The organism is Actinocrinis sp. (assembly GCF_035653575.1).
GTDB lineage: Bacteria > Actinomycetota > Actinomycetes > Streptomycetales > Catenulisporaceae > Actinocrinis.
Genome location: NZ_DASRBQ010000069.1, coordinates 1 through 26594 on the forward strand (window position 1 = coordinate 1; position 26594 = coordinate 26594).

The following is a 26594-nucleotide window of genomic DNA, read 5'->3' on the forward strand; positions in this document are numbered from 1 at the left end:
TGGCGCCGAGGGTGACGACCACGCCGGAGGGGGTGTCGACGGTCAGTTTCACCTCGGGGTCGAGGATCCGCAGCAATTCTTCGAAGTCGCCGCGGCGAGCCGCCGCCAGGAAGGCCTGGACCACCTCTCGCTGCTGCCGTCCGACACCGGTCGGCCGCTCGATCCTCTGCACCTTCCTGCGGGCGCGGCTGGCGAGCATCTTGGCGGCGGCGGTGGACTTGCCGAGGATCTGGCCGATCTCGTCGAACGGCACCGCGAACAGGTCGTGCAGCACGAATGCCAGCCGCTCGCTCGGCCCGAGCGACTCCAGGACGACGAGGAGCGCGAGCCCGACCGATTCGGCGATCACCGCGTCGCCCTCGAGAGCGTGATCGTCCTCGAGCGTCACCACGAGCTCGGACAGAGCGTCGTCGTAGGGCGCCTCCGGGCGGGCTTGGCGCGATCGCAGGACGTCGAGGCTGATCCGGCCGACTACGGTGGTCAGCCAGCCGGCGAGGTTGTGGATGCTCGCGGCGTCCTGGCTGGAGAGCCGCAGCCAGGCCTCCTGGACCACATCCTCAGCGTCAGCGTGCGATCCGAGCATGCGATAGGCGACCGCGCGCAGCCGATCACGCTGGGCCTCGAACATCTCGGCTACCGGGTCCGTCGGGCCGGTGTCGGACATGGTGTTACCTTCCTCGGCTCTGCTCCGTCACAGGGAATGACGGGCCCGAAGGGGCACAGGTAACCGAATAAGGGGCAAGAAGATGCAAGCACGTGTGGACAGGCCGTCCCATCCCGACGTGACCACAGCTATCCAGCACCTCTACAAGGCGATTCACGCCGGGGGCGTCGACAAGCGGCTGCTGTCGCTGGTCCATTTGCGTGCCAGCCAGATCAACGGCTGCAGCCCGTGCGTCTTCGCCGCGATCCAGTCGGCGAAGCAAGCCGGTGAGACCGACGAACGGCTGCACAACGTGGTCGCGTGGCGCGAGACGTCCTTCTACTCCGATGAGGAGCGCGCTGTCCTAGCCCTCACCGAGGCCGCCACCCGGCTCCAAGACGGCGCACCGGGCGTCACCGACGAGATCTGGGAGGCCGCCACCGCTCACTTCAGCGAGGAGCAACTGGGCGCGATCACCTTGGAGATCGCGATGACCAACTTCTTCAACCGGATCAACCGTACCGTCCGGGAGCAAGCCGGCAAGAGTTGGTGATGGCGGCTCCGATTCGGGAAACGATCTTGCTGGAGTTGGGAAAGGTTCCGGGGAAGGGGCGGAAGGTCGCAGCCCAGGCCTACTCGTGAACGGCCGACGGGAAATGCAGTTAGAGGCGCCTCGCGTGTTGATACGCGGGGCGCCTCTAGTCGTATGAGTGACTAAGAGAGTGACTATCGTGCCGTTCCGGCTCGGGTTCTTTCGAGAGCTTCCGCACGGCGACCCGGAAGGGCCTTCGCTCCTCGAGGCCGGACGCCAGACGCGGGATGACGAGCCGGCGATCGTGCATTACCTCGCCGAAAGCCCTGTCTTGGTGATCTCGGGCAGCGTCGTGCACGACGTTCTCGACCCGCAGCATCCGGTCGCCGGCCGCAACGCAATTCGCACGGACGGCGTGTGGATCTGGCCCAATGATCTGGCGTATTACGTGGCTAAATACCACATCGAGCTGCCTGCCGAGTTCATCGCGCATGGAACGCGGAATCAGTGGGCTGTTCGTCATCTCGCGCAGGCCGAGCTGGAGGAGCTGGAGCGGGAGATGCTCGGCGAGTAGCCCCCCGCGATGGGCTCGCGGCTCGCGCTTAGCTTCCGCGATGGGCTGGCGGGTCGCTGCACCGAAGCAGTTATGGTGTCTCGGTGACCGCGGAGACTACCGGACAGGAGCGCGCGAACGCTCCGGCGCAGGAAACCACCGCCGCGATGCTGAGGCAGCGCGCTGCAGCGCTCTTCCCCCGGGACGCCGCGAGCCGGGTCGTCGCTTCGCGCGTGGTGCTGGGCATCGCGTTCGTTCTGTCGGCCGCCGCGCTGTCGTTGGCGCGGCAGGGCGGCCCGGGCGCGCTGGACTCGATCTGGGCGGAAGACGGGACGCACTACCAGTTCGCCTTCGACCACGGCGCGATCCACTCGCTGTTCGCGCCGGTCAACGGCTACCTGCTCCTGGTACAGCGGATCGTCCTGTCGGTGATCGCGCTCTTCCCCGTCGCGTGGGCTGCCGCACTCATGGCCATCTTCGGCGGCCTGGCGAGCTCCGCCTGCGCGCTGCTGGTGTACCACGCTTCGGCCGCCCTTGTTCCTTCTCGCGTGGCGCGCATGTGTGTCGTGCTGCCGATGGCGCTCATTCCGTTCGGCGAAAGCGAGGTCGGCAACAACGTCGTCGACACGCAGTGGTACCTGACCTTCAGCCTGTTCTGGATGTTCTTGTGGAATCCGCGTAGCCGCGTCAGACAGGCACTGGCTGCGGCCGTGATTTTTTCCGCGGTCGGCAGTGACCCGCTCGCGCTGGCGTTTCTGCCGCTGCTGGCGCTTCGGTTGTGGAGCCGCCCGCTGCGGGAATCGGCCTGGCAACTCGGTGCAGTTGCCGCCGGCGTTGCGTTTCAGGGCATTGGGCTGCTGCGGGGCGCACTCGGAACGCGTCCCCCGATGTACGACTACAACGTGCCCTTCGCCCTGCGCGGCTATGTGCGTTACGTGACCGGTACCACGTTGGCCAGCTCGCGGGAACTGGCTCACGTGGGGCTGCGTGGAACGTTCGCAGCGGAGGTCACCGGTCTGCTGGCGGTCCTCGTCGTCGCCTGCGCAGCACTGCTGCTGGTCAACCGCGCGGCGAATCGCACGTTCGCGGCGATCTGTGCGGTGCTCAGTGTCGGCTTCTACTGCCTCGTAACGATGCAGGGCGGTGCGTATACGGACCGGTATGCCGTCGTGCCGCTGCTGCTGCTTATCACCGCGCTCACCGTGTTAAGTAGTGCTGCTGAGCTGCACCGGGACTCTCAGCGCGTTGCGATGCGCACCTACCTGCCGCTGGCCGCGTTATGTGTCTTGGTCGGCGCCAACGTGGCGGCTAATTACCGCGGAGGCAGCGAACCGCGCGCGACCGCGCCCTCGTGGAGCAGCCAGGTGAGCGCAGGCCGGGCCGCATGCCGCGTCCCGGGGACCCGTGAGGCTCGCCTGCAGATCGCTCCTGGCGGTGGCTGGCACGTCACGGTGCCGTGCTCGCGCTTGACCGGCTGATATCAGGGCCGACGTTGTAGCGAACTCGTGACGTCAGCGGCTTTCTTAGAGGCCGGATCGTCGCCCGCGGCTGGTACTGTCAGCGATCCGGCGGGGGCGGGCAGGCCGCCCGGCCGTGGTTCGGGTGGGATACATGAGAACTAAAGTGCGCGTCGCGCTGACATTGAGCGCCGTCACTGTCGCAGCGGGGCTGACGGCCTGGCCCGCGCAGGCGGCCGGGACTACCTACTACGTCGACATCTCCAACCAAGCTTGCTCGGACAGCGGAAGCGGTACCGCGGCCGCGCCGTTCTGCAGCATCCAGGCGGGCGTGAACGCCGCGTCGGCGGGCGACACGGTCATAGTGTCGAGCTCGCTGAACCGGACGTACCAGGCCGGCACCGTGATCTCCAAGTCCGGTTCGGACAGGTCGCCGATCACCATCGTGTCCAACCCCGCGCAGCACTACCAGAGCAACGGCAATCCGCTGATCTGGATGACGTCGGGCTCGTCCGCCTTCACGCTCAACGGCGCCAGCCACATCGTGATCCGGGGCTTCGCGATCCTCAACTACGCGTCGGCTCCGCTGGTCCAGGTCCAGAACTCTACGGACGTCACGCTCGACGGCATCGACGGCGCTGGCTCCGCGAACGACGGCGGGTCGGCGGCGGTGACCGTCGACGGAGCGTCCAGCGCCGTCACGATCAGCCGGAGCATGCTGAGCGGCGTCACCGTGAGCTCGGGCGCCGCGAACGTCACGGTGACGACGAACCGCCTCTTCGGTAATTTCGGGCAGACCCCGATTCTGGCGACCGGCGTCAACGGCCTGAGCGTGACCAGCAACACCGTCCAGCGCGCCTGTCCGTCGGGGATCGACGTCGAGGGCACGTCCCAGCAGGTATCGATCGAGAACAACATCGTCATCGACGACTGGGGCTGGGGACCGGGCATCTCGGGCGGCTACCGGGACTGCGCCGGCGTGGTTTCCGGCACGACGCCGGCCAAGCCCGAGGTGACCGTGTCCGCTGGCTCCGCGGCACAGACGACAAGCGACTACAACGACCTCTACACCTGGCCCACCAACAACACGGCCATGTACAGCTGGAACGGCGCTACCTACCCGGGTCTCGCCGCGTTCACCGCGGCCACGGGGCAGGGAACGCACGACCTCGCCTCGCTGCCGTGGCCGGCCCAGCAGCAGGCGAACCCGTATCCGACCGCGGATCTGCCGCTCACCGAGGGTTCGCCGGCGATCGACTCCGGCGACGCGAACGCGCCGGGATTGCTGGCCACCGACATTCTCGGTAACGGGCGCACGGACGACCCGTACGTGCCGAACGCCGGCACCGGATCAGGCTACGTCGATCGCGGTGCCTACGAGTTCGTGCCGCCGGCCGGCAGCCCGGCGACCGTCACCGCGACGCCGCTGACCGGGACGTACCCGCTGGTGGTCACCGCGACGGCGACACCGCCGAGCGCTTGGGCCTGGGCCAGCACCTACTCGTTCAACTTCAACGACGGCACCGGGTGGACGACCCCGTCATCGTCGAACAAGATCCAGCACACCTACGAGAAGCTCGGGGCCAACACCGCCGGGATCGACGTCCGCGAAACGCTGTACGGTGCCACGACCTCGGCGCACGACTCCGACACCATCACCGTCAACCCCGGCAGCGCCCCGCTCGTCGCCTCGCTCAATCTGTCGTACCCGAGCGTGCCGGCCGCGCCGATCTCCGTCACCGCCAGCGGAGCGGGGACCACGGACGGCGCGCCGATCTCCTCGTACTCCTTCGACTTCGGCGACGGGTCCGCTCCGGTGGTCGTGTCCGCGGCTGACGGGAATTCGGCCACGCACCTGATGGCGGTCGGCACGTACACCGTGAAGCTGACTGTCGTCGACGCGCTCGGGAACACCGCGACGGCCACGCAGCAGCTCGTGGTCTCGACCAACGCCGCGGAAGCCGCCGCGCTGACCGTCACCGAGGGAGCACCGGTCAACGGCCTGGTGCCGGTGACCATGGATCCGAAGGGCACCAGTGACGGCGCGCCGATCACCTCGTACTCCTTCGACTTCGGCGACGGGTCCGCTCCGGTGGTCGTGAACGCCGCGACCTCCGCTCCGGTGACGCGCTCGCTGCCGCTGGGCTTGTATCCGGTCAAGCTCACCGTCTCCGACGCGCTGGGCCGCACGCAGAGCGTGTCGAAGACGGTCGCGGTGGGCGGCGGCTTCCAGCCGTACGGCCCGGCGCGGATCATGGACACCCGCAAGGGCATCGGCGTCCCCGCGGGCGCCGTGCCCGCGCTCGGCACGGTCAAGCTCAAGCTGCCGCAGGCGCTGCTCGGCACCGCGGACAGCCCGACGCTCGCGGTCGTGCTGAACGTCACCGTGACCGCGCCGTCTTCCGGCGGCTACCTGACGGTCTACCCCGACGGCGTGACTCGGCCCACCAGCTCGAATCTGGACTTCAACGCCGGCGAGACCGTGCCGAACCAGGTCACCGTCCCGGTCGGCGCCGGCGGCACCGTGGACTTCTACCTCGGCAGCGGCGCGAGCGCGCAGCTGATCGCCGACGTGGAGGGTGTGTATACCCTCGGCTCGGGAACCGGCTACACCGGGGTCGGCCCGACCCGAGTGCTGGACACGCGGTCCGGGCTCGGCGGCGCGGGCGGCCGGGTGGCCGGCGGCGGCACGCTGACGTTGACCGTGCCGACGAGCGTCGTTCCAGCGAGCGCCACGGCAGTCCTGATGAACGTGACCGTGGTCCACCCGTCCGGTGGCGGCTACCTCACCGTCTACCCGGATGGCGGCTCCCGGCCGACTACCTCAGTCCTCGACTTCCCGGCGAACGACACCGTGCCGAACCTCGTCGTCGTGCCGATCACGAACGGCAAGGTCGACTTCTACCTCGGCAGCGCGGGCAGCGCGGACCTGGTGGCGGATGTGGCGGGGTACTACAGCCCGTCGTCCACGAGCGTGTTGCTGCCCTTCGTCCCGACCCGGCTGCTCGACACCCGCAAGATCGGGCCGCTGCCTGCGGGCACGTACGGCACGCTGGAACTGTCGACCGCGCTCGGCGTTCCGTCGAACCTGCTCAGTGCGGCGCTCTACAACGTCACCGTGACGCGGCCGCAGACGGGTGGCTACCTGACCGTCTTCCCGGACGGCCTGCCGGCGATGCCCAAGGCCTCGAACCTGGACTTCGCCGCCGGACAGACCATCGCGAACGCCGTGCTGTCCCCGCTGCTCGACGGCGGATCGAACATCTACAACGGCTCGGGAGGCAACGTCGACGTCATCGTCGACCTGTTCGGAGTCTTCGCCCCGACGATCTCGCAGAGCCCGCTCGGCTCGTCCGTCACGCACCTGAGCGGCGTGGCCGGGCAGCAGAGTGCCCTGCACGCTCCGCACGGAGCTTCGAGCGGAACGCGTTGACCGTCGAAGCACCCTGACGAACCACGCTGAGGAGCAGGCGTTCGGCTCCGGACCCGGTGACGGGTTCGGAGCCGAACGCGTTATGCGCGGGCTGTCACAGCGCCGGCCAGTCCGCGAGGATCAGGACACTGCCGTCGACGTGCACGAGGCGCGCGGGCAAGCCGAGATCGGTGAGCCAGCGGGCGGCGGATTCACCGCGAGCGATGGCTGCCGTGGCCGCGATGCTGGCGTCGACGCACGTGATCGCGGCGACGCTGACCGCGCTCCAGCAGGACTGAGCGGGCGCGCCGAGGCGGGAATCGACAAGGTGTTGCAGCGCCGTGCCCGCCGCGATCCAGCGAGGTGCCGCCGCGCTCGACGTGGCGAGTCCGCCCTCTGCGATGCTGACGGATCGGCCGGGAGCGTCGGCGTGACCGATGGCCGCCTGCTCGGACGCACCGTCGCAGGCGCCGTCGTGGGGATCGTCGGCCACGCGCACCCGCCAGCCTCCATCAGGGGGCTGACCTTGGACGGCGAGGTCATCACCGAGGCTCACCAATACACCGCAGCCAGCGGCTCGGTGCGCGGCATACGCGGCGCGGTCCGCCGCCAAAGCCTTGGCTGTAGCGCCGAAGTCGAGCAGTGAGCCCGGTTGGATGCGGACCGACTGCCGGCGCGGATCCCAGTCGACCGATCGCCAGCCGGGGGCCGGGGTAGCCCGGGCCAGGCTGATACTCGCGCCGCCAGCGCGCACCTGTTCGAAGTCCCGGTCGTACCCCGCGCCGACGACCGCAGCCGCGCGGGTCGGGTCCACCGCGCCCTCGGTGAGCCGAGCCGCCCGCAACGCGACCTCCACGGCCTCGGCGAACAGGTCGCTGACGGGCACAGGTCGACCCGCGCTCGCGTTCACGCGCGCGAGTTCCGAATCGGCGCGGAAACGGCTGCACGCCGAATCCATTGCCTCGATCTGCGCGCGCGCGGCCGCGCAGGCCGAATCCAGCCGATCGGGCACCACCGACAGCACGACCGCTGTCCCGCCGAACGCGGGGAACTCGGCCCGCGCGATGTCGAACGCGGGAGTGGTCACCGCTGCCACGACGCCGACAGGTGCGCGGCGGCCATCGCGATCGCGACACCTGCGGCCAGGCCGACCGCCGTGATCGACCAGCGCAGGCCGCGACCGCCGACCGCGACCGCCGTCCCGTAGGCCCGTGAGCTGCGCAGGTCCGCGCCGATGAGGCCGGGCAGCCGCCAAATGTAGGCGAGCACGTGGATGGTCATCACTCCCAGCCAGAGCACGAAGCACGCTTTGTGCAAAAACAGCAGCGGGATGCCGTGGTAGGACGTGCCCTTCTCGAAGCCGAGCGCGACGCCGGTACCGAGAACGCCCACGCTCGTGAGGATCACGAACGGCCCGAGCACGCGCAGCAGCGGCGCAGGCGGTCCTTTGCGCGCATATTCGCGATCGCCGGTGTAGTAGCGGACGAAGCGGTAGAACGTCGAGCCGATCTTCACGCAGACCGGACCGATGAGAAGCAGCCCGATGAAGTAATGCCAATACAGCAGGCTGCGCAGGGACAGAATCGTTACGCCCTCCGCGGCGAACAGCACGAGCAGCACCGCTCCGGTGATCGCGGTCAGCCGCTCGTTGCCCTCGGGTCCGGAATGCGACCCGGTCGGCGGAGTCCGGCGATGGGACGTCGCGCCGGAGGAGTACGCGGCCTCGTTCGATGCGGCGTTGCCTGACGCTGCGTTGTCGGATACCGCGTTGTTCCACGCGGCGCTGTCGGACACGGCGTTGTTCCACGCGGCGCTGTCACGTACCACGGCCCGGTGCGTCCCTTCTGCAGAGCTCCCCTCCAGGATCGATTCCGGGCTTCGTGAATCCGGTTCAGAACTCGCTCAGAAGCGGTAAAGATCGCTGCTCGGTCCTAGCGAAGCAGCGTGCCGCGGGCGTTTCAGACGCCGATCAGGACACTGACGGAAGATCGAGTTCCACGGTCAGTCCGCCGCCGGGGGTGTCCGTGAGCCGCACCGCGCCGCCGTTCGCCGTGATCAGCCGGTGCACGATCGCCAGGCCCAGCCCGTTTCCGCGCGCGTCCGGATTGCCGAAGCGGCGGAACGCGGCCTGCTTGGCCGGTTCGTCCATGCCGGGGCCGTTGTCGATCACGTGGAGCAGCACCCGGCCGTCGACGCGGCTCACCCGCATCTGCACACGGCCCGCGTCCGGGACCGCCTCCAGGGCGTTGGCCAGCACGTTGTCGAGCATCTGCTCCAGATCCCCCGCTCCGAGGCGCGCCACCGCCTCCGAGCCGATCGCGCCGGCGGTCTCGGGCAGTTCCAGTTCGATCCGCCGCTCCCTGGCCAGCGGTTCCCACGCCGCGACGCGTTCCGCCGCGACCGCACCGACGTCGACCGGCTCGCGGCGCGGCACCCGCCCCTCCGCCCTGGCGACCGCGAGCAGACCATCCACGAGCCGGGAGAGCCGGCCGATCTCCTCCAGCGCTCCGGCCAGTTCGGCGGCGGTTCCGCCCTCGGTCTCCGCGGCCAGCACGTCCAGTCGCAGCCGTAGCGCGGTCAGCGGCGTGCGCAGCTGGTGTGAGACGTCGGCGACCCACGCCCGATGCCCGTGCACGAGAGTCTGCGTCCGCTCTGCCATGCGGTTGAAGGTGGCCGCGAGTGCGCGCACCTCGGCTGGCCCGTGGCTGGTCTCGGCGCGGACGGTCAGCTCTCCATCACCGAGCCGCGCCGCCGCGGCGCCAAGCCCGCTCAGCGGCCGGGATACCCAGCGGGCCAGCCGAAGCGAGAGCGCCACGCCAAGGATCAGGGCGGCAAGTCCAGTCAATCCGAGCCAGACCCAAAGCACCGTCATGTGCTCGTCGAGCTCACCGGTTGAGCGCCCGAACACCACGGTGCCCGAATACTTGTCGTCATCCGAGACCGGCACCGCGGCCAGGAACCACGCTCCATTCTGCGCGGTCTGCTCGTGGTCGCGTGCGGTGCGTGCCGTCACGACTAAGGCTCGGGCGTGTGCGTCCGTCGTCGCCGAGCAGCCCGCGGAAGCGAGCAGGCTGTCATCCGGCCCGTAAACGGCGGCGCAATCGTGGTGCTTCGCCGCATCGGCGAGGGCGGCGTTCATCGCGGTGGGTGGGTGGTGGTCGGTCAGGTACTCCTCGGCGGCGGAGGAGATCTGGCGTCCGGCCGAGATCGCGTCGAAACGAAACGATTCGCGTTCCTTGGCGTCGACCGCCACGCCGATCGGAACCACCGCCACCACCAGCAGAGCCGCGATCAGTGCTACGAACGTGAGCGCAATGCGTCGGGACACGGCCGGTCAACCCGCCGTCACGGCGCTGCGTGCGGCAGTGCCGACAGTCGCCGGGCTGCGTACGACGGTGCTGGCGGTCGCCGGTCTGCGGGCCGGGCGCGCAGCGGTCGAGGGGCTCATTCGAGTTCGCCGAGCCGGAACCCACGCCCGTACACGGTTTCCACCAGGCCTGTCACGCCGAGCTTGCGGCGCAGCGCCGCCACATGCACGTCCAGCACCTTCGTCGGCCCGTACCAGTTGGCGTCCCAGACGCGCTCCAGCAGCTCCTGGCGGGAGACGACGCGACCGGGGTCGGCGGCCAGGCACTCGAGGATGTCGAACTCCTTCGGGGTAAGCGACACCTCGGTCCCGTCCACGGTCACCCGGCGGGTGCGCGGATCCACCGTCATCGGGCCGTGAATGTACACCGCCGGGCCGCTCGGCCGGATGCGGCGCAGCACCGCCCGGATGCGTGCCAGCAGCTCCGCGAGGCCGAAGGGTTTGACCAGGTAATCGTCCGCGCCCTCGTCAAGGGCGACGACCCGGTCCCCTTCCTCTCCGCGCGCGGTCACCACGATGATCGCCGCGTCGCAGCGCCGGCGCAGGCCGCGGCACACCTCGAGGCCGTCCATGTCCGGCAGCCCGAGGTCGAGCAGCACCACGTCAGCCGGCGCCGCGGCCAGGGCCTGCGCGCCGGTCCCGACGACCTCGACCTGATATCCGGCCCCGGTGAGCCCGCGGGCCATCGAGTTCGCGATCCCAGGATCGTCCTCGACCACCAAGGCCTGGATGCGCCCGCCACCGCTGCCGCTTGCCGTCACAGGGCCACCTTATGACGCCGGCCGGTACCCGCCCCAGCTAGCCGGGCGAAAAGCGGCAGGATAATCGAGCGATGTCAGCCGCGAGCTGCGCGTCGCCGGCCTTGAGTAGCATCGCGCAGAGTCAGATCCCCGGCTGAAATTCCGGGACCAGTGCCCGGGCCACGCACAGCGAAGGAGAACTCCGTGGATCAGGAAGAAGAACGCTGCGAGGAGTGCGGCTTCGTCTACCACCTCGACCACGCCGGCGCGGCGATCCGGATCCTCCCCGAGCTCGCCGAGGAGATGGCGCAGCTGATGCGCACCGAAGGGGCCGACCTGCGCGGCCGGCGGCAGCCGGAGGTCTGGTCACCGCTGGAGTACGGGTGCCATCTGCGTGACGTGCTCCTGGTCCAGCGTGAGCGGGTGCTGCTGGCGCGTCGCGTCGACCGGCCGGAACTCACCTCGATGGGCCGGGACGAGCGCGTGGAGCACGACGGCTACGCGTCGCAGCAGCCTGAGGATGTCGCCCGCCAGCTGTCGGACGCCGGGCTGATGTTCGTCGGCGTGCTCAGCCAACTGAGTCCCGCCGACTGGGAGCGCGAGGCGCTTTATCCGTTCCCCGCGCCGACGCCGCGCACGCTCGCGTGGGTCGCGGTTCACACCGTGCACGAGGCCCGACACCACTTGATGGACGTGCGTCGGCAGCTTGGCTGAGTGAGAGTATTGACTGAGTGGCGCTGACCGGCTCAGACGGCGGAACGGCGCGATCGCGTGGACCGGAAAGGGAATCCGGGCCACGCGATCGCGCCGTTCTCGGTGTTTCGCGGGCGCTCGGCTCAGGCGGTCAGCAGGTCAGGTTCGATCCGGCCGGCACGCCCAGGATCTGGACGAACTGCTCGTAGTCGTTGACCCGGTCCTGCATCTCGGCGGTGTTGCCGCCGTTGCACTCGATGCTGCCGTTGATTGCGCGGATGGTCTGGCCGAAGCCCGCGCCGTTGACCATCGCGTCGTGCGCCGTCATCGAGCCGGGGCCGGTCTGGGTGTTCCAGTACCAGAGTCCTGTCTTCCACGAGGTGGCCGCGTCCGTCGCCACCAGGTTCGGGTTGTCCAGCAGGTCGATGCCGAGCGCGTCGCCGGCGGCCTTGTAGTTGAAGTTCCAGCTCAGCTGGATCGGGCCGCGGCCGTAGTAGGCGTAGGTGCCGGCCGGGCAGCCGTAGGGCTCGCTGGCGCAGTAGTTGCCCGACTGGTCGATCTCGTTGATGTAGACCAGGCCGCCGGTCTCGTGGTCCACATTGGCCAGGAAGGCCGCGGCCTCCTGCTTCTGCACCGTGCTGCTGCCGGTGGTGGCGAACGCGGGGTACGCGCTCAGCGCCGCGACCAGGCCGCTGTAGGTGTAGAAGGAGTTCCGGTTCGGGAACATCTGGTCGAACTGGGCCTCGCTGACGACGAAGCCTGACGAACCGCCTCCGCCGCCGGTTCCGCCACCGCCGCCACCGCTGGAGCCGGAGCAGCTGTACGGACTCCAGAACCAGGTGCTGATGGTCGGGTCGTAGCCCGGGTTGTCGTGCGTGGCCTGGTAGTACTGGCCGTTCGGCGGATAAAGGACGATCGCGCCGGTCGTGTAGTTGGTGCCCGCGGTCCACACCGTGTAGGTGCAGCCGCCGGTTCCGCCTCCGCCGCCCCCAGTGCCGCCTCCGCCGCCACCGCCGCACGGGCCCTGGTCGGACCAGACGCCCGCGGCGCCGCCGGGCGTGTCGCCCTGCGTCCACCACTTGGCGGTCCAGTTGTCGCCGTTGTAAGAGGCCTGCATTCCGCCGGTGTAGACCGCGCTGCTGCTCCAGGCGGCCGCGCAGGGGGTCGAGGCGGAGGCCGCGGTGCTGTTGAGGACCGGAACGCCGACGGCGACCGTCGCGGTGGCGGCTGCGGCGCTCAGCCAGATCAGAAATCGCTTTCTGGACACGTGCTCTCTCCTTCGTGCAGCGTGCGCTGCACTTCGTGCACGGCCCACCGACCGGGCGCCGTACGGCTCGGTCGGCCGATTACTGGTGTCGCAGGGACTAAACCGTGGCCGCACGGGCCTGTCAAGGTCTAGACCAGTAATCCCTGGTCAGCGGGGTATTGGTCTAGACCTAGTAAAGCAGGAGGCTGCCGGAAGACGGCCGCGGTTACGCCGGACGGGTGGCGGGCAGCGCGGCGAAGCGCAGTTCCAGCCCTGCGATGAGCGCGTCGAGCCCGGTCTCGAAGGCGCCCTCGTCGATCTCTCGGCGGCGCGACTGGAGCCGGTGCGCGTCGGACAGATGCGGGTAGTCCGCGCCGTAGAGCGCCGGATCGTCGACGAACCCGGCCGCGAACGAACCGGTCGCCGCGCCGACCACGAAGTAGCGCATCAGAGCACCGATACGGGTCGCCTCGCGCGGGGGCCAGCCTGCCTGAACAAGGGCGCCGTACACCGCGTCGGCGAGTTTGAGCGCGTGCGGCCGGCGTCCCGGGCCGTGCGCGACGACCGGGACCAGGTTCGGGTGCTCGGCCAGGGTCTGCCGGTAGGAGACCGCCCAGGCCCGCAGCGCCTCCGGCCACGGCCGGGCGCCCAGCGGCGAGATGTCCACCTGCGCGGTCACCGCGTCGGCCACGGCTTCGAGCAGGTCGTCCTTCGTCGCGAAGTGGTTGTACAGGGACGGCCCGCTCACCCCGAGCTCCAGTGCCAGCCGCCGGGTGGAGAGCGCGGCCAGGCCCTCCGCGTCGACCAGCGCGATCGCCGCGGCCACGATGCGGTCGCGGCTGAGCAGCGGCGACCGGGGCCTGGCCATGGTGACGTACCTCGCTCTTCCGGGACGGGCGTGCGGTGGGTTACAGTCAACCAAAACTAGCACTGTAAGTTTTTTGTGGCGACGAGAAGGCAAGGCGGTGCGGCCATGGATCTCTCGCTCGACGAGGAGCACGCGGCGTTGCGGCGGCTGGCCGCGGACTTCACCGACCGGGAGATCGTCCCGCACGCCGCCGAGTGGGACCGGGCCGAGTCCGTGGACCGCGGCATCATCAAGCGGCTCGGGGCGCTCGGGCTGCTCGGTCTGACCATTCCGGAGGAGTACGGCGGCTCCGGCGGCGACCACTTCGCCTATGTGCTGGCGCTGGAGGAACTCGGCCGCGGCGACTCCGCGGTGCGCGGCATCGTCTCGGTCTCGCTCGGCCTGGTGGCCAAGTCGATCAACGCGCACGGCACCGAAGAGCAGAAGCGCGCCTGGCTGCCGCGGCTGTGCTCCGGCGACGCGCTCGCCTGTTTCGCGCTGACCGAACCGGACACGGGCTCGGACGCCGCGAACCTGACAATGCGCGCGGTGCGCGACGGTTCGGACTGGCTGCTGACCGGCTCGAAGATGTTCATCACCAACGGGACGTGGGCCGATGTCGCCCTCGTCTTCGCGCGGTCGGGCGAGCCGGGGCATCGGGGCATCACCGCGTACCTGGTGCCGCTGGACGCTGAGGGCGTCGAGCGCCGGGAGATCCACGGCAAGCTCGGGCTGCGCGGCCAGGCCACCGCTCAACTCACCTTCGACGGCGTGCGGGTGCCGGACACCGCGCGGCTCGGCGCCGAGGGCAAGGGATTCACGGTCGCCATGTCCGCGCTGGCCAAGGGCCGCATGTCGGTCGCGGCCGGCTGCGTCGGCATCGCGGAGGCGGCGCTGCGGCACGCGGTGCGCCACGCGACCGAACGGGTCCAGTTCGGAAAGCCGATCGCGCACCGGCAACTGGTGCAGGAGCTGATCTGCGACATCGCCACCGACGTGGACGCGTCGCGGCTGCTGGTCTGGCGGGTCGCGGACCTCATCGACCGCGGCCAGGAGTTCGCCCGCGAGTCCTCGATGGCCAAGCTGTTCGCGAGCGAGGCTGCGGTGCGGGCGGCGAACAATGCCCTTCAGGTCTTCGGCGGCTACGGCTACATCGACGAGTACCCGGTCGGCAAGCTCGTGCGCGACGCCCGCGTGATGACCCTGTACGAGGGCACCAGCGAGTTGCAGAAGCTGCTGATCGCGCGGGCGCACACCGGCGTCAACGCGATCGCGTGACGGCAGGACGGCGCGGTGAATCTGACAGCGGTGAATCTGACAGCGCGGCGGCAGGGTCGGGAAGGACGTCGGACGAGGAGCGTGGAGTAAGAGCTATGAGAACCGTGTACGTGGCCGCCGCGCGGCGCACGCCGATCGGCAGGCTGCGCGGCGCCCTCGCCTCGGTGCGGCCGGACGACCTGGCCGCGACCGTCATCAAGGACCTGATCTCGGGGCTGCCCGGCCTGGACCCGGCGCGCATCGACGACGTCTACTGGGGTGCGGCGAACCAGGCGGGCGAGGACAATCGGAACGTCGCGCGGATGGCCGTGCTGCTGGCCGGGCTGCCGGACTCGGTGCCCGGCGCGACGCTCAACCGGCTGTGCGCCTCGGGCCTTGAGGCGTTCACCGTCGCGGCCCGGACCATCGCCGCAGGCGAAGCAGACATCGTACTTGCTGGTGGCTCGGAGTCGATGACACGCGCCCCGTTCGTGCTTCCCCGGCCGGATGACGCGCTGCCGCACAAGATGGAGCTGGCCGACACCCGGCTCGGCTGGCGGCTCGTCAACCCGCTGATGAGCGAGCTGCACGGGCTGCTGGCGATGGGCGAGACGGCCGAGGAGGTCGCCGCCCGCCACGGCATCGGCCGCGAGCGGCAGGACGAGTTCGCACTGCGCAGCCACCAGAAGGCCGCCGCGGCCCGCGACGCCGGCCGCTTCAAGGACGAACTGGTCGAGGTCCACACACCGCAGGGCGCCGTGGTCGACGCCGACGAGGGCATCAGGTCGGACACCAGCCTGGAGAAACTCGCGGGGCTCAAGCCGGTGTTCCGCAAGGGCGGCAGCGTCACGGCCGGCAATTCCTCCCCGCTCAACGACGGGGCGGCGGGCCTGGTCCTGGTCTCCGAACAGGGCCTCGCCGAGCTGGGCGTCGAGCCGCTGGCCCGATACGTCGCGGGCGCCTCGGCCGGCGTGCACCCGGACGTCATGGGCGTCGGCCCGATCCCGGCGACGCAGAAGGTGCTCGGGCGCAGCGGCTGGAGTATCGCAGACCTCGATACCGCCGAGCTGAACGAGGCCTTCGCCGCGCAGTCGCTCGCGGTCATCGACGGGATCGGCATCGAGCCCGAGATCGTCAACCCGGACGGCGGCGCGATCGCGCTCGGGCACCCGCTCGGCTGCTCCGGCGCGCGCATCGTGACCACGCTGGTGCACCGGATGCGGCGCGAAGGGCACCGCCGCGGCCTGGCCACGATGTGCGTCGGGGTCGGGCAGGGCACGGCGGTACTGCTGGAAGCGCCGTGATCGACGAACGTCTTTCGGTCGGAACACAGAAGAGCGGATTAGGAGTAGCAGGATGAGTCGCTTCGAGGGCAAGGTCGCGATCGTGACCGGCGCGGCGCAAGGCATCGGCGCGGCGATCGCGCGACGGCTGGCGAATGAGGGCGCGAAGGTCGGCGTCGTGGACCTGACCGCCGATCGGGCGCAGGGCACCGTCGATCAGATCGTCAAGGACGGCGGCGAGGCCTTCGCGGTCGGCGCCGACGTGTCGAAGACCGCTGACGTGCAGGCCGCGGTCGCCGCCGTGGTCGAGGAGTTCGGGCGCATCGACATCCTGGTCAACAACGCCGGGATCACCCGCGACAACCTGCTGTTCAAGATGACCGACGAGGACTGGGACTCGGTCATCGCGGTCAACCTGCGCAGCGCCTTCCTCATGTCGCGCGAGTGCCAGAAGCACTTCGTGGCGCAGAAGTACGGCAAGATCGTCTCGCTCTCCTCCCGCTCCGCGCTGGGCAACCGCGGCCAGGCCAACTACTCGGCCTCCAAGGCCGGAATCATGGGCCTGACTTCCACGCTGGCGATCGAGCTCGGCCCGTTCGGCATCAACGTCAACGCGGTCGCCCCCGGGTACATCGCCACCGACATGACCGACGCCACCGCGCGCCGGGTCGGCTTCGAGCCGGAGAAGTTCCGCGAGGCCGCCGCGCAGATGACGCCGGTGCGCCGGGTCGGCACCCCGGAGGACATCGCCGCCACGGTCGCGTTCCTGGCCGCCGACGAGTCCTCGTTCATCTCCGGCCAGACCATCCACGTCAACGGCGGGGCCGACCGGTGAAGGTGTTCGCGAGCCCGGCCGAGCTGGCGCAGGCGGTCGGCCAGGAGATCGGCGCCAGCGACTGGCTGGTCATCGAGCAGGACCGGATCGACCAGTTCGCCGAGGCCACCGGCGACCACCAGTGGATCCACGTCGACGAGGCGCGCGCGAAGGAGGGGCCGTTCGGCTCGACGATCGCGCACGGCTTCCTGACGTTGTCGCTGCTGCCCGCTCTACTCGCCGAGGTCTACCGGGTCGAGGGCGTGCGGATGGGCATCAACTACGGCTTGAACCGGGTGCGCTTCATCAACCCGGTCCGGGTCGGCTCCTCGGTGCGCGCGGTGATGACCGTCGCCGAGGTGGATCAGCAGGCTGACTATGTGCAGGTGACGGCCAAGGCGGTCGTGGAGATTCAGGGCGTAGAGAAGCCGGCGGCGGTCGCGGAGACCGTTTCCCGGTTCTATCTCTAGCGCTTCGGGTCTGCCGGAGTTTCGAAGCGGTGGCGGGCGGTCAACCGGCGCGACGGCGCGGCTTGACCGCCTAGCCGCAGAACACTGTCACGCTGGCCGGCAGGTCGGCGCAGGAACGCCCGACCGCGAACTCGAACTCGCCCGGCTCGCCGACGAAGCCGCCGTCCAGCTCCGACCAGTGCGCCAGGCGGATTGCCGGCACTTCGAAGACGAGCGCCCGGGATTCGCCCGGCTCCAGCCGGATCCGCTCGAAGCCCTGCAGCTTACGCAGCGGCGTGGGCACGGAGGCGTCGATCGCGTGCGAGTACAGCTGGACCACTTCGTCACCAGCTATGTCGCCCGCGTTCGTCACCGTCACCTCGATGGTCACCGTAGGCGCGCCCTCATGTGACAGCGCGACCGTTCCGATCGGGTCGCCATACTCGAAGGTCGTGTAGGACAGGCCGTGCCCGAACGGGAACAGGTGCTTGCGCTGCGAGTACTGATACGTCCACTGCGAGCCGATGACGTCGTAATCCCCGGGCTCGGGAAGCTCCGCCTCGGCCGAGTACCAGGTCTGCGGCACCCGTCCGGCCGGGCTGTAAGCACCGGTCAGCACCTCGGCCACCGCGTTGCCCAATTCCTGGCCGCCATGTGAGGTCCACAGGATCGCGGGCACATGCTCGGCGGCCCAGTCGATCGCGTACGGGTAACTGGAGACGACGATCACCGCAGTGTTCGGATTCGCCTCAGTCACCGCGCGCAGCAGGCTCTCCTGAGCGGCCGGCAACGCCAGGCCGTCGCGGTCGACCGTTTCACGGCCGTTGATGTGCGGGTCGTTGCCCACAACCACGATCGCGCTCTCGGCCGACGACGCGGCGGCCACCGCTTCGTGCGTGCCCGAGGTCAGCAGTTCGACGGTGAAGCGAGTCGCGTCCTGCGGCGATTCGGCATCCGCGACAAGGCTTCCGGTCTCGTCTACGCGCACGTACTTGCGGCTGTGCTCGGCGTTGGAACGCAGCAGAACCTGACCGGCCGCCGAGGCTTCGCCCACCGGGTGCAGCTCCCACAGTTCCTTGACGAACCAGCCGTCCGGAGTCTGCGCCGCCGCCTCGACCTGGCGGTCGTGCTCGCCAGTCAGCGTCAGATACCTGCCATTCTCGGTGGACTGGAATGTGTGCACAGGCACCGGGCACTGCACGCTCGTGCCCCAGTCGTTGTGAACGAAGGGGCCGAACTCCCGCTCCCCGGCGCGCAGCTTGACCACGTCGGCCCCGTCGACGGCCGCCACCGAGTCCGCGCCGAGCCGAGTGCGCAGCCCGTCCGCGATGCTGACCGCGTAAGGGAGCGTGCCGCTGTACCAGTCGGTCAGTACGCGCGTGCCCAAGTGCCCGATCACCGCGACCGATCCGGGGCGCGGGTCCAGCGGCAGCGCGCGGTTGTCGTTCTTCAGTAACACGATCGACGCTTTCGCCGCCTCCAGCGCCAGCGCCGCGTGCGGCTCGCAGACCACCACGTCGGCCCGGATGTCCGCGTACGGGTCGAGTTCGGGGTCGAATTCGCCGGTGCGCGCCCGCATCGCCAGCAACCGGCCGACCGCCGCGTCGATGTCCGCCTCGCTGATCAGCCCCTGCTGCAGCGCCGCGGTGAACCGTTCGATCGTCGGCTGCGCGTTCGCGTCATTGTCGGTGTAGCTGTCCAGCCCGGCCTTAAGCGCCGCGGCGTGCGACTCGACATGCGAGGGGAAGTACTTCTCGATCTCCACGAGGTTCGACGGAGCCTGCGCGTCGGAGCAGATCACCAGCTCCGGGTTCCAGGCCCGCAGCGCTTCGGCGAGCAGCGGGTGCACATGGTTCGGGATGCCGTTGGTCAGGTTGTAGCCCGGCATCACCCCGGCCACCACGCCGGCCTCGATCGGGCCGCGGAAGGCCGGCAGCTCGTATTCGTGCAGCACACGCGGCGGTACTCGCACGTCGATGGCGGCCCGATCGGTCTCCACGTTGTACGCGAGGAAGTGCTTGAGCACCGGCGCTGTGCGCCAGATCGTCGGGTGGTCGCCGCGCAGCCCCCGGCAGTAAGCCGTCGCCATTTCCGCGGTCGCGAAGGGGTCCTCGCTGTAACCCTCCTCGTTGCGGCCCCAGCGCGGATCACGCAGCAGGTTGACCACCGGCGACCAGACGTTGAGCGAAACCATCGTGTGCTTTTCGTACACGTCGCTGCCCTGCACGGCGCGCGCGTCCTGCCGGAAGGCGCGCACCTCGGTCGACACCGCCTGGCCGATCCGCCGCAGCAGTTCCCGGTCCCAGGTCGCGCCGAGCCCGACCGCCTGCGGGAACACGGTGGCCCGCCCGATCCAGGCGACCCCGTGCAGCGCCTCGCAGCCGGTGTGGAACCGGCCGAGGCCGAGCCGTTCGACCGCGGGCTGGTGCTGATGCAGGAAGGCGATCTTCTCCTCGAGGGTCAGCTGGGCCAGGAGCCCGGCAACCTTCGCGGCCGGATCGGCGACAGTCGCAGCAGGCGCGGAAGCAGCAGGCACAGCGCTCACGGAAAAGACCTTCCCCACGGTTCCACGATCGAAGCGCTTCGAAAGTCCCATCCCAGCAGTCCCGGTGTCAACCCCGGCACGGCCTACCGCGCCGGGTCTCTGCGCTGGTCCAGACAACTTCGCGCAGATCACAAGCGGTATCGATCGGGCTGGTCCAGGGCTGCGGGCGGGCCGCCCGCGGCCTCGAACGACATCACTCCCGATATCGAAACGTGACCGAACACCCTTGCGTGGGCGGTGGGGCTGACCTAACCTCAACGCAATATTGAAGCGCTTCGACAGTCTCGCCACAGGGCGGTGCTCTCCCTCGGTGCGGTGACGATCCGGAGCCGCCGACTGGCAGACGCAGTCCCGCACCACGACAACTTGACACCCACCCGCCGAGACCCGGCGCGGATCCGCTCTTAAGATCGGATTCCCAGGACGAGGCGGAGCCACTTCCGTCAATGGAGAGTTCAATGCCGAGCTCCAACGCCTTTACCCGCCGCGGCTTCGTGACGGCCACCGCGGGCGCCGCAGGCGCGTTAGCCCTCTCCCCGCTGCTTGCCGCGTGTGGCAATGGCTCCTCCACCGCGAAGGGGAGCACCAACACCAAGACCGGCCTTGCGGCCGCGCTGCCGACGTACAAGGCCAACTCCGCCGTGACCCCGGACATCCCCGTCGTCCAGGGCTCCGGCGGAGCCGTGACCGACGCGGGCTACCTGACCTACCCGGCGAACCCGGTCGCGACCGTGAGCGGCACTCCCGGCTCCGGCGGCACCTACAACGCGATCACGCCGCTGTGGGGCTCGATCCCGGCCGCGAACAACGCCTACTACCAGGCCGTGAACAAGGCCCTCGGCGCGACGATCAACATGCACCCGGCCAACGGCAACACCTACAACACCTCGGTCACCGCGCTGATCGCCGGCAAGAAGCTGCCGGACTGGATCCAGATGCCGACCTGGTGGAACTCGGCGTTCACCGTGGGCGAGCTGACCGGGAGCCAGCTGGCCGACCTGACCCCGTACCTGGCCGGCGACAAGATCCTGCAGTACCCGAACCTGGCTGCCATCCCCACCGCGGCCTGGACCGCCGGAGTGTGGAACAACAAGCTCTACGGCATCCCGTCCTTCGCCAGTGGCGCGGCTTTCGCGGGCTGCTTCTTCTACCGCAAGGACATCCTCGACAAGCTCGGTCTGAGCGGCGAGGTGAAGTCGATCGCCGACTTCGAAGCCCTCATGAAGGAGTGCAAGCAGGCCAACGGCGGCATCGGCGCCTGCGACGACCTGTGGCCGTACACGTACCAGCCCTTCGGCGTCCACTCGAAGTTCGAGGTACAGAGCGGCAAGCTGGTGCACATGTACGACACGCCGCAGTACCTTGAGGCGCTGAACTGGAACTACAAGGTCGCCAAGGCCGGCTACATCCACCCCGACGCGCTCGCGGGCGACACCAGCAACGCCAACACCCGGTTCTACTCGGGCAAGACCATCCTCGGCTCGGGCGGCACCGGCGCCTGGAACCTGATGGACGCCCAGTCCGGCATCGCCGCCAACCCCAAGTACAACCGGCAGGCCTTCAAGGTCTTCTCCGCCGACGGGACCACGACGCCGACCATCTTCGTCGGCTCCGGCGCGAGCATCATGAGCTACCTGAACAAGAGCCTGACCCCGGCGCAGATCAAGGAATGCCTCTCGATCGCGAACTTCCTCGCGGCGCCGTACGGCTCCAAGGAGTACACGCTGATCAACTTCGGTGCCGAGGGCGTGGACTACACGATGACCTCAGCCGGGCCCACCTACACCGACAAGGGCAAGACCGAAGCGAACCAGGACACCTACCAGTTCCTCGCCGCGCCGCCGAGCGTCGTGTCGAACCCCGGCATGGACCAGCTGACCAAGGACTTCTGCGCCTGGCAGGCCGACGCGGCCAAGCACGCCTACAAGCCGGTCTTCGACAACGCCAACATCCAGGTGCCCGCCCGGCTGGCAGCCGCCGACACCGCGCAGGCCGTCGAGGACACGGTCAAGGAGGTCTACCACGGTCTCAAGCCGGTCTCCGCGTTCCAGGACGCCGTCACCACCTGGAAGAAGAACGGCGGCACCGAGCTGATCAACTGGTACCAGACCAACGTGTACGACAAATTCGGCTCGATGCAGTAGCTCGCGCAGCGCGCGAGTTCGCCGGGCGCGCCGTGGCGGCGCCCGGCGCCGGGCCGGATTCACTGTTGGTTCGATTCACGATGAGTCCGATTCACAGTTGGTCCAGTTCACAGACTCCGGTTCCGTGTCGCTAACGGCGCACGCGACACGGAACCGGCTCCAGCGGTCACGCCGGACGAGCAGCAGGTAGCAGACGGCACGAGTGAGGAGTCAACCGGTGGCGGCGATCACGACAGGCGGCGGGGGACCGGAGCGCGCGAACGCGCTCACGGCCGATGCCGCCCGGACCGGCGCGCTAGCGGCCGGTCCGGACCTTGATCTGGGCGTACCCGAGGACAGCGGGTTCCGGCCGGCCCCACGCCGCCGGATGACCTGGCGCTCCCGGCTGCGCAGGGACAAGACGCTGCTGCTGATGACGCTGCCGGCCATCGCCCTCGTGATCGTCTTCAACTACCTGCCGATGTTCGGCGTGATCACCTCCTTCGAGTTCTACGACCCGCTGGTCGGCGTCCTGCACAGCCAGTTCATCGGCCTGGACAACTTCCGCCAGCTGTTCGGCGACCCGCTGTTCTGGACGGCGGTGGAGAACACCCTGGCGATCAGCGCCGTGCAGCTGATCCTCTACTTCCCGGTGCCGATCGTGCTGGCGCTGCTGCTGAACACGGTGATCAGCAACAAGGTGCGGGCCTTCGTCTCCGCCGTGGTCTACCTGCCGCACTTCTTCTCCTGGGTGCTGGTGGTCTCGATCTTCCTGCAGATGCTCGGCGGCGCGGGCCTGCTCAACACCTTCCTGATCCACCACCACATCACGCCGTGGAACGTGATGACCGACCCGGGCACCTTCAAGCTGCTGGTGACCTCCCAGGCGGTGTGGAAGGAGGCCGGCTGGGGGCTGATCGTGTTCCTGGCCGCGCTGGCCGCGATCGACCCCACGCTCTACGAGGCGGCCGCGGCCGACGGCGCCGGGCGCTGGCGGCGGATGTGGCACATCACGCTGCCCGGCATGAAGGGCGTCATCATCCTGATGCTGGTGCTGCGCCTCGGCAACGCGCTCACCGTCGGATTCGAGCAGATGCTGATCCAGCGCGACGCGGTCGGCCACGAGGCCGCGGACGTGCTGGACACCTTCGCCTTCTACTACGGCATCGGCACCAACAACTATGGTTACGGCGCCGCGGCCGGCCTGTTCAAGAGCGTGATCTCGCTGCTGCTCATCTACGGCGCAAACCGGCTCGCGCACGCCTTCGGTGAGGATGGGTTGTACCGCAAATGACCGAGTTGGGAATCGAAGGCGCACTCGCTCCCAGGGCGCTGGCCAAGACCCCGCCACGCAAGCGGGCCAAGGGCCGTCCGGTCTGGGAGGAGCCGCCCACCAAGGCCGGGCAGTTCGGCAAGGGCACCGTCATCGCCGTCGTGCTGGCGGTGGTCCTGGTCCCGCTGTACTGCGTCGTGCTCACCAGCTTCTCCACCCAGGGGGCGATCAACCGGGCCGGCGGCCTGGTGCTGGTGCCGCACGGGCTGACCTTCGACGCGTACCGGCAGGTCTTCGAGAACAGCACGGTCACCCGCGCGCTGGAAGTCACCTTCGGCATCACCATCGTCGGCACCTTGATCTCGATGGTGGTCTCCGTGCTGTGCGCCTATGGCCTGTCCCGCTACCGCTCGTTCGCGCATCGCACGATCCTGATGACGCTGATCATCACGATGTTCGTCAGCGGCGGCCTGATCCCGACCTTCATCGTGGTCACCGAACTCGGCGGCTACGACCAGTACTGGGCGCTGATCCTGCCCAACGCGGTCAGCGTGTTCAACATCCTGGTGCTGCGCTCGTTCTTCGCCGGCACCGCGGTCGACCTGATCGACGCGGCGCGCATCGACGGCGCGGGCGAGTGGCGCATCCTCTGGTCGGTGGTGCTGCCCACCTCGCGCGCGGTGACCGCGGTGATCACCCTGTTCTACGCGGTCGGCTACTGGAACACCTTCTTCGGCGCGATGCTCTACATGCCGGCCGACCAGCAGAAGTGGCCGATCCAGTACGTCCTCTACCAGTACGTGAACCTCGGCATGACGATGCCCGGCGTCGCGAACAGCGGCTACGGCGGAATCCACCAGCAGAGCTCCCCGCTCTCGCTGTCCATGGCGGTCGTCGTGCTCACCGTGCTGCCGATCGTGATCGTGTACCCCTTCGTGCAGAAGCACTTCGCCAAGGGCATGCTCACCGGCGCGATCAAGGGCTAGCTGGCGCTTCCCACCCTTTCCCAGTCTTCCGCCAGGCGGGCGCCGCACTCGCCCGCCCGGCGGAGCCCATCCCGCAAGGACACTCCCATGCGTCATGCAACGAAGAGGGCACTGCTGTCCGCGGCCGCCTGCTCGGCGCTGCTGGCCGGTTCGCTGGCCGCCGCCCCCGCGGCGCTGGCCGCCGGCTCGGCCTCCGGGCTCGGCTTCGGCCTGTCACCGCACTGGAGCAACGTCAAGATCGGCGCCGGCGGCTTCATCACCGGCGTCGTCTACAACCCGACCCAGCCGGGACTGGCTTATCTGCGCACTGACATCGGCGGCCTGTACCGCTGGGACGCGTTCGGTCAGAACTGGATCCCGCTGCTGGACTGGACCGGCTTCAACGACTGGAACCAGCTCGGCGTCGAGTCCGTGGCCACCTCTCCGCTGCACCCGAACCGGGTGTGGGCCGCGGTCGGCGAGTACGCGGACAGCTGGAACTCGGTCAACAAGGGCGCGATCCTGCGCTCCGACGACTACGGCGCGCACTGGAAGACCACGCAGCTGCCGATCCTGCTGGGCGCCAACGATCAGGGCCGCGACTCGGGCGAGCGGCTGGCCGTGGACCCGAACGACGACGACATCCTGTACTTCGCCTCGCGCAACGACGGGCTGTGGAAGTCCACCGACGGCGGGGCGACCTGGGCGCAGGACGCCGCGTTCCCCGACCTCGGCTCGAACTCCACCAGCGGCCTTCAGTTCGTGACCTTCGATCAGACCGAGAAGCACCGGCGCGGCACCCCGACCCGGCACATCGTGGTCGGGGACGCGGACAAGAGCGCGCTGTATGAGACCACTGATGGCGGGCAAACCTGGTCCGCGGTCGCCGGGGGACCCGGCACGATCCCGATCAAGGCGCAGTTCGCCGCGAACGGGTCGCTGTACGTGGTCTACGACCAGATCACCGGCCCGTACTGGATGGGCACCGGCAAGCTTTACAAGTTCGCGAAGGGGTCCACCGCGGCAGCGGTGACCTCTCCGGCCGACGTCTCTCCGCCGCCCTCGTCCAACTGGTACGGCTACGACGGCCTCGCGGTCGACCCGGAGAATCCGAATACTGTCATCGTCTCCACCAACGACCGGTGGAACCCGATCGACACCCTCTACCGGTCCACCGACGGCGGCGCCACCTGGCAGGACGTGTCCGCGTCGACGTCCCTCGACATCTCCGATTCGCCTTACCTGGCCTGGGGAGCGACGCCCAAGTTCGGCTGGTGGATCGGCGCCGTGGCGATCGACCCCTTCGACTCCAACCACGTCGTCTACGGCACCGGCGCGACGCTGTACGGCACCTACAACCTCGGCGCGATGGACAGCGGCGGCACCGTCACCTTCTCCTCGAAGGCCGCGCGCGGCATCGAGGAGACCGCGATCAACGACCTGCTGGTGCCGCGCGGGACCAGCTCCTGCAAGCTGATCAGCGCGGTCGGCGACCTCGGCGGGTTCTGCCACACCTCGCTGACCAAGTCCCCAGCCACCGGCATGTCCGCCAACCCGATCCTCAGCTCCGGCACCGGCCTGGCCCAGTCCGCGGACGGCTCGCTGATCGCGCGCGTCGGGTATGGCAGCAACAACCAGTTCGGCGCGTACTCGACCGACGGCGGCAGCACGTGGACCCCGTTCACCAAGCCGGCGACCACCACCAGCGGCGGCGGGAAGGTCGCCGTCTCGGCCGACGGGAAGACGATCGTATGGTCAGCTGGTGACACGTCCAATGCCGGCTCAGGCACGTCCTACTCGGCCGACGACGGGCAGACCTGGACCGCCGTGAGCGGCCTGCCCGCCGGGCTGACGCCGGTGGCCGACGCGGTCGACTCCGCCGTCTTCTACGCCATCGACGGCACGAACGGCACGTTCTACAAGTCCACCGACGGCGGCCACACCTTCACCAGCACCGCGACCTCCTTCTCCGGCGGCAACAACACGCAGGTGAAGGCGACGCCGGGCAAGGCCGGCGAGCTGTGGCTGTCAGGACTCGACGACGGCCTGTTCCACTCGGCCGACGGCGGCGCGACCTGGACCAAGGTCGGCTCCGCGAGCTCGTCGTACACGCTGGGCTTCGGCAAGGCCGCGCCCTGGTCGAAGTACCTGACGCTCTACCAGGTCGGCGTGGTCGGCGGGGTGACCGGAGTCTTCATGTCCACTGACGACGCGGCGTCCTGGCACCGGATCAACAGCGACGCGCAGAACTGGGGCTGGACCGGTCAGGCGATCACCGGCGACCCGAACGACTTTGGCCGCGTCTACCTGGCCACCAACGGCCGGGGGATACAGACCGTCGACGTCGCCCCACTCGGCCTCTCCTTCTAACCCGCTCGCCCGCACCGCAAGATCA

General features: G+C 69.2%; 21 protein-coding genes. 13 read left to right on the forward strand and 8 right to left on the reverse strand.

Going from position 1 to position 26594, the window contains the following annotated elements; genetic code table 11:
* Positions 1 to 664 (reverse strand): sigma-70 family RNA polymerase sigma factor (locus tag VFA06_RS09940; protein ID WP_324840169.1); only part of this gene is annotated, 664 nt, incomplete at its 3' end.
* Positions 665 to 746: 82 nt separating this feature from the next.
* On the opposite strand from VFA06_RS09940, the gene VFA06_RS09945 reads away from it, so the two are divergent.
* The 4 genes from VFA06_RS09945 to VFA06_RS09960 all read left to right on the forward strand — a co-directional run bounded on the left by VFA06_RS09945 (position 747) and on the right by VFA06_RS09960 (position 6618).
* Positions 747 to 1196: a carboxymuconolactone decarboxylase family protein gene (locus VFA06_RS09945; protein ID WP_349260138.1), complete on the forward strand. Its 450-nt coding sequence runs from the start codon at positions 747 to 749 to the stop codon at positions 1194 to 1196.
* Positions 1197 to 1365: 169 nt separating this feature from the next.
* The gene (locus VFA06_RS09950) at positions 1366 to 1749 is read left to right on the forward strand and encodes a hypothetical protein (RefSeq protein WP_324840171.1); all 384 of its coding nucleotides are present in this window, start codon (positions 1366 to 1368) and stop codon (positions 1747 to 1749) included.
* A gap of 83 nt (positions 1750 to 1832) precedes the next feature.
* Positions 1833 to 3206 (forward strand): hypothetical protein, encoded by a 1374-nt coding sequence (locus VFA06_RS09955; RefSeq protein ID WP_324840172.1) that lies wholly within the window; start codon positions 1833 to 1835, stop codon positions 3204 to 3206.
* A 133-nt stretch (positions 3207 to 3339) separates the two neighbouring features.
* Positions 3340 to 6618, forward strand: coding sequence for a PKD domain-containing protein (locus VFA06_RS09960; RefSeq protein WP_324840173.1), 3279 nt, complete (start codon positions 3340 to 3342; stop codon positions 6616 to 6618).
* A 94-nt stretch (positions 6619 to 6712) separates the two neighbouring features.
* Here VFA06_RS09960 and VFA06_RS09965 read toward each other — a convergent pair whose 3' ends face one another.
* The 4 genes from VFA06_RS09965 to VFA06_RS09980 all read right to left on the reverse strand — a co-directional run bounded on the left by VFA06_RS09965 (position 6713) and on the right by VFA06_RS09980 (position 10725).
* Entirely contained in the window at positions 6713 to 7684 is a 972-nt protein-coding gene (locus VFA06_RS09965) for an FAD:protein FMN transferase (protein ID WP_324840174.1), read from the reverse strand.
* Entirely contained in the window at positions 7681 to 8424 is a 744-nt protein-coding gene (locus tag VFA06_RS09970; protein ID WP_324840175.1) for a hypothetical protein, read from the reverse strand. Before VFA06_RS09970 ends, VFA06_RS09965 begins: the two co-directional genes overlap by 4 nt.
* Positions 8425 to 8566: 142 nt before the next feature.
* The gene (locus VFA06_RS09975) at positions 8567 to 9925 is read right to left on the reverse strand and encodes a HAMP domain-containing sensor histidine kinase (RefSeq protein WP_324840176.1); all 1359 of its coding nucleotides are present in this window, start codon (positions 9923 to 9925) and stop codon (positions 8567 to 8569) included.
* Positions 9926 to 10041: 116 nt separating this feature from the next.
* On the reverse strand, positions 10042 to 10725 hold the full coding sequence (locus VFA06_RS09980; RefSeq protein WP_324840177.1) for a response regulator transcription factor: 684 nt from the start codon (positions 10723 to 10725) through the stop codon (positions 10042 to 10044).
* A gap of 183 nt (positions 10726 to 10908) precedes the next feature.
* Between VFA06_RS09980 and VFA06_RS09985 the strand changes: the two genes are divergently transcribed.
* Positions 10909 to 11418 (forward strand): DinB family protein, encoded by a 510-nt coding sequence (locus tag VFA06_RS09985; RefSeq protein ID WP_324840178.1) that lies wholly within the window; start codon positions 10909 to 10911, stop codon positions 11416 to 11418.
* A gap of 130 nt (positions 11419 to 11548) precedes the next feature.
* On the opposite strand, the gene VFA06_RS09990 is transcribed toward VFA06_RS09985, so the two are convergent.
* Together VFA06_RS09990 and VFA06_RS09995 are read right to left on the reverse strand one after the other, a co-directional pair.
* Positions 11549 to 12664, reverse strand: a complete 1116-nt coding sequence (locus VFA06_RS09990; protein WP_324840179.1) for a glycoside hydrolase family 19 protein — start codon at positions 12662 to 12664, stop codon at positions 11549 to 11551.
* 205 nt (positions 12665 to 12869) lie between these two features.
* Positions 12870 to 13511: a TetR/AcrR family transcriptional regulator gene (locus tag VFA06_RS09995; protein ID WP_324840180.1), complete on the reverse strand. Its 642-nt coding sequence runs from the start codon at positions 13509 to 13511 to the stop codon at positions 12870 to 12872.
* 105 nt (positions 13512 to 13616) lie between these two features.
* On the opposite strand from VFA06_RS09995, the gene VFA06_RS10000 reads away from it, so the two are divergent.
* From VFA06_RS10000 to VFA06_RS10015, 4 genes are all read left to right on the forward strand, one after another.
* Complete coding sequence (locus VFA06_RS10000; protein WP_324840181.1) at positions 13617 to 14768, forward strand: acyl-CoA dehydrogenase family protein; 1152 nt, start codon at positions 13617 to 13619, stop codon at positions 14766 to 14768.
* 95 nt (positions 14769 to 14863) lie between these two features.
* Entirely contained in the window at positions 14864 to 16051 is a 1188-nt protein-coding gene (locus VFA06_RS10005) for an acetyl-CoA C-acyltransferase (RefSeq protein WP_324840182.1), read from the forward strand.
* 52 nt (positions 16052 to 16103) lie between these two features.
* Positions 16104 to 16865 (forward strand): glucose 1-dehydrogenase, encoded by a 762-nt coding sequence (locus tag VFA06_RS10010; RefSeq protein ID WP_324840183.1) that lies wholly within the window; start codon positions 16104 to 16106, stop codon positions 16863 to 16865.
* Positions 16862 to 17314: a MaoC family dehydratase gene (locus VFA06_RS10015; RefSeq protein WP_324840184.1), complete on the forward strand. Its 453-nt coding sequence runs from the start codon at positions 16862 to 16864 to the stop codon at positions 17312 to 17314. Before VFA06_RS10010 ends, VFA06_RS10015 begins: the two co-directional genes overlap by 4 nt.
* A gap of 70 nt (positions 17315 to 17384) precedes the next feature.
* On the opposite strand, the gene VFA06_RS10020 is transcribed toward VFA06_RS10015, so the two are convergent.
* Positions 17385 to 19838: a glycoside hydrolase family 3 C-terminal domain-containing protein gene (locus VFA06_RS10020; protein ID WP_324840185.1), complete on the reverse strand. Its 2454-nt coding sequence runs from the start codon at positions 19836 to 19838 to the stop codon at positions 17385 to 17387.
* A gap of 458 nt (positions 19839 to 20296) precedes the next feature.
* Here VFA06_RS10020 and VFA06_RS10025 point away from each other — a divergent pair, with 458 nt between their 5' ends.
* From VFA06_RS10025 to VFA06_RS10040, 4 genes are all read left to right on the forward strand, one after another.
* A complete protein-coding gene (locus VFA06_RS10025; RefSeq protein ID WP_324840186.1) occupies positions 20297 to 21982 on the forward strand; it encodes a hypothetical protein in 1686 nt (561 codons plus the stop codon).
* Positions 21983 to 22349: 367 nt separating this feature from the next.
* Complete coding sequence (locus VFA06_RS10030; RefSeq protein ID WP_414639862.1) at positions 22350 to 23255, forward strand: ABC transporter permease; 906 nt, start codon at positions 22350 to 22352, stop codon at positions 23253 to 23255.
* Positions 23252 to 24220: a carbohydrate ABC transporter permease gene (locus VFA06_RS10035; protein ID WP_324840188.1), complete on the forward strand. Its 969-nt coding sequence runs from the start codon at positions 23252 to 23254 to the stop codon at positions 24218 to 24220. Before VFA06_RS10030 ends, VFA06_RS10035 begins: the two co-directional genes overlap by 4 nt.
* 87 nt (positions 24221 to 24307) lie before the next feature.
* Complete coding sequence (locus tag VFA06_RS10040; protein ID WP_324840189.1) at positions 24308 to 26569, forward strand: xyloglucanase; 2262 nt, start codon at positions 24308 to 24310, stop codon at positions 26567 to 26569.
* Positions 26570 to 26594: the final 25 nt, after the last annotated feature.

Coding starts and splice junctions, on each gene's coding strand:
- VFA06_RS09945 (WP_349260138.1), top strand. CDS start 747: ATGCAAGCACGTGTGGACAGGCCGTCCCATCCCGACGTGACCACAGCT.
- VFA06_RS09960 (WP_324840173.1), top strand. CDS start 3,340: ATGAGAACTAAAGTGCGCGTCGCGCTGACATTGAGCGCCGTCACTGTC.
- VFA06_RS09995 (WP_324840180.1), bottom strand. CDS start 13,511: ATGGCCAGGCCCCGGTCGCCGCTGCTCAGCCGCGACCGCATCGTGGCC.
- VFA06_RS10000 (WP_324840181.1), top strand. CDS start 13,617: ATGGATCTCTCGCTCGACGAGGAGCACGCGGCGTTGCGGCGGCTGGCC.
- VFA06_RS10005 (WP_324840182.1), top strand. CDS start 14,864: ATGAGAACCGTGTACGTGGCCGCCGCGCGGCGCACGCCGATCGGCAGG.
- VFA06_RS10010 (WP_324840183.1), top strand. CDS start 16,104: ATGAGTCGCTTCGAGGGCAAGGTCGCGATCGTGACCGGCGCGGCGCAA.
- VFA06_RS10025 (WP_324840186.1), top strand. CDS start 20,297: ATGCCGAGCTCCAACGCCTTTACCCGCCGCGGCTTCGTGACGGCCACC.
- VFA06_RS10030 (WP_414639862.1), top strand. CDS start 22,350: ATGACCTGGCGCTCCCGGCTGCGCAGGGACAAGACGCTGCTGCTGATG.
- VFA06_RS10035 (WP_324840188.1), top strand. CDS start 23,252: ATGACCGAGTTGGGAATCGAAGGCGCACTCGCTCCCAGGGCGCTGGCC.
- VFA06_RS10040 (WP_324840189.1), top strand. CDS start 24,308: ATGCGTCATGCAACGAAGAGGGCACTGCTGTCCGCGGCCGCCTGCTCG.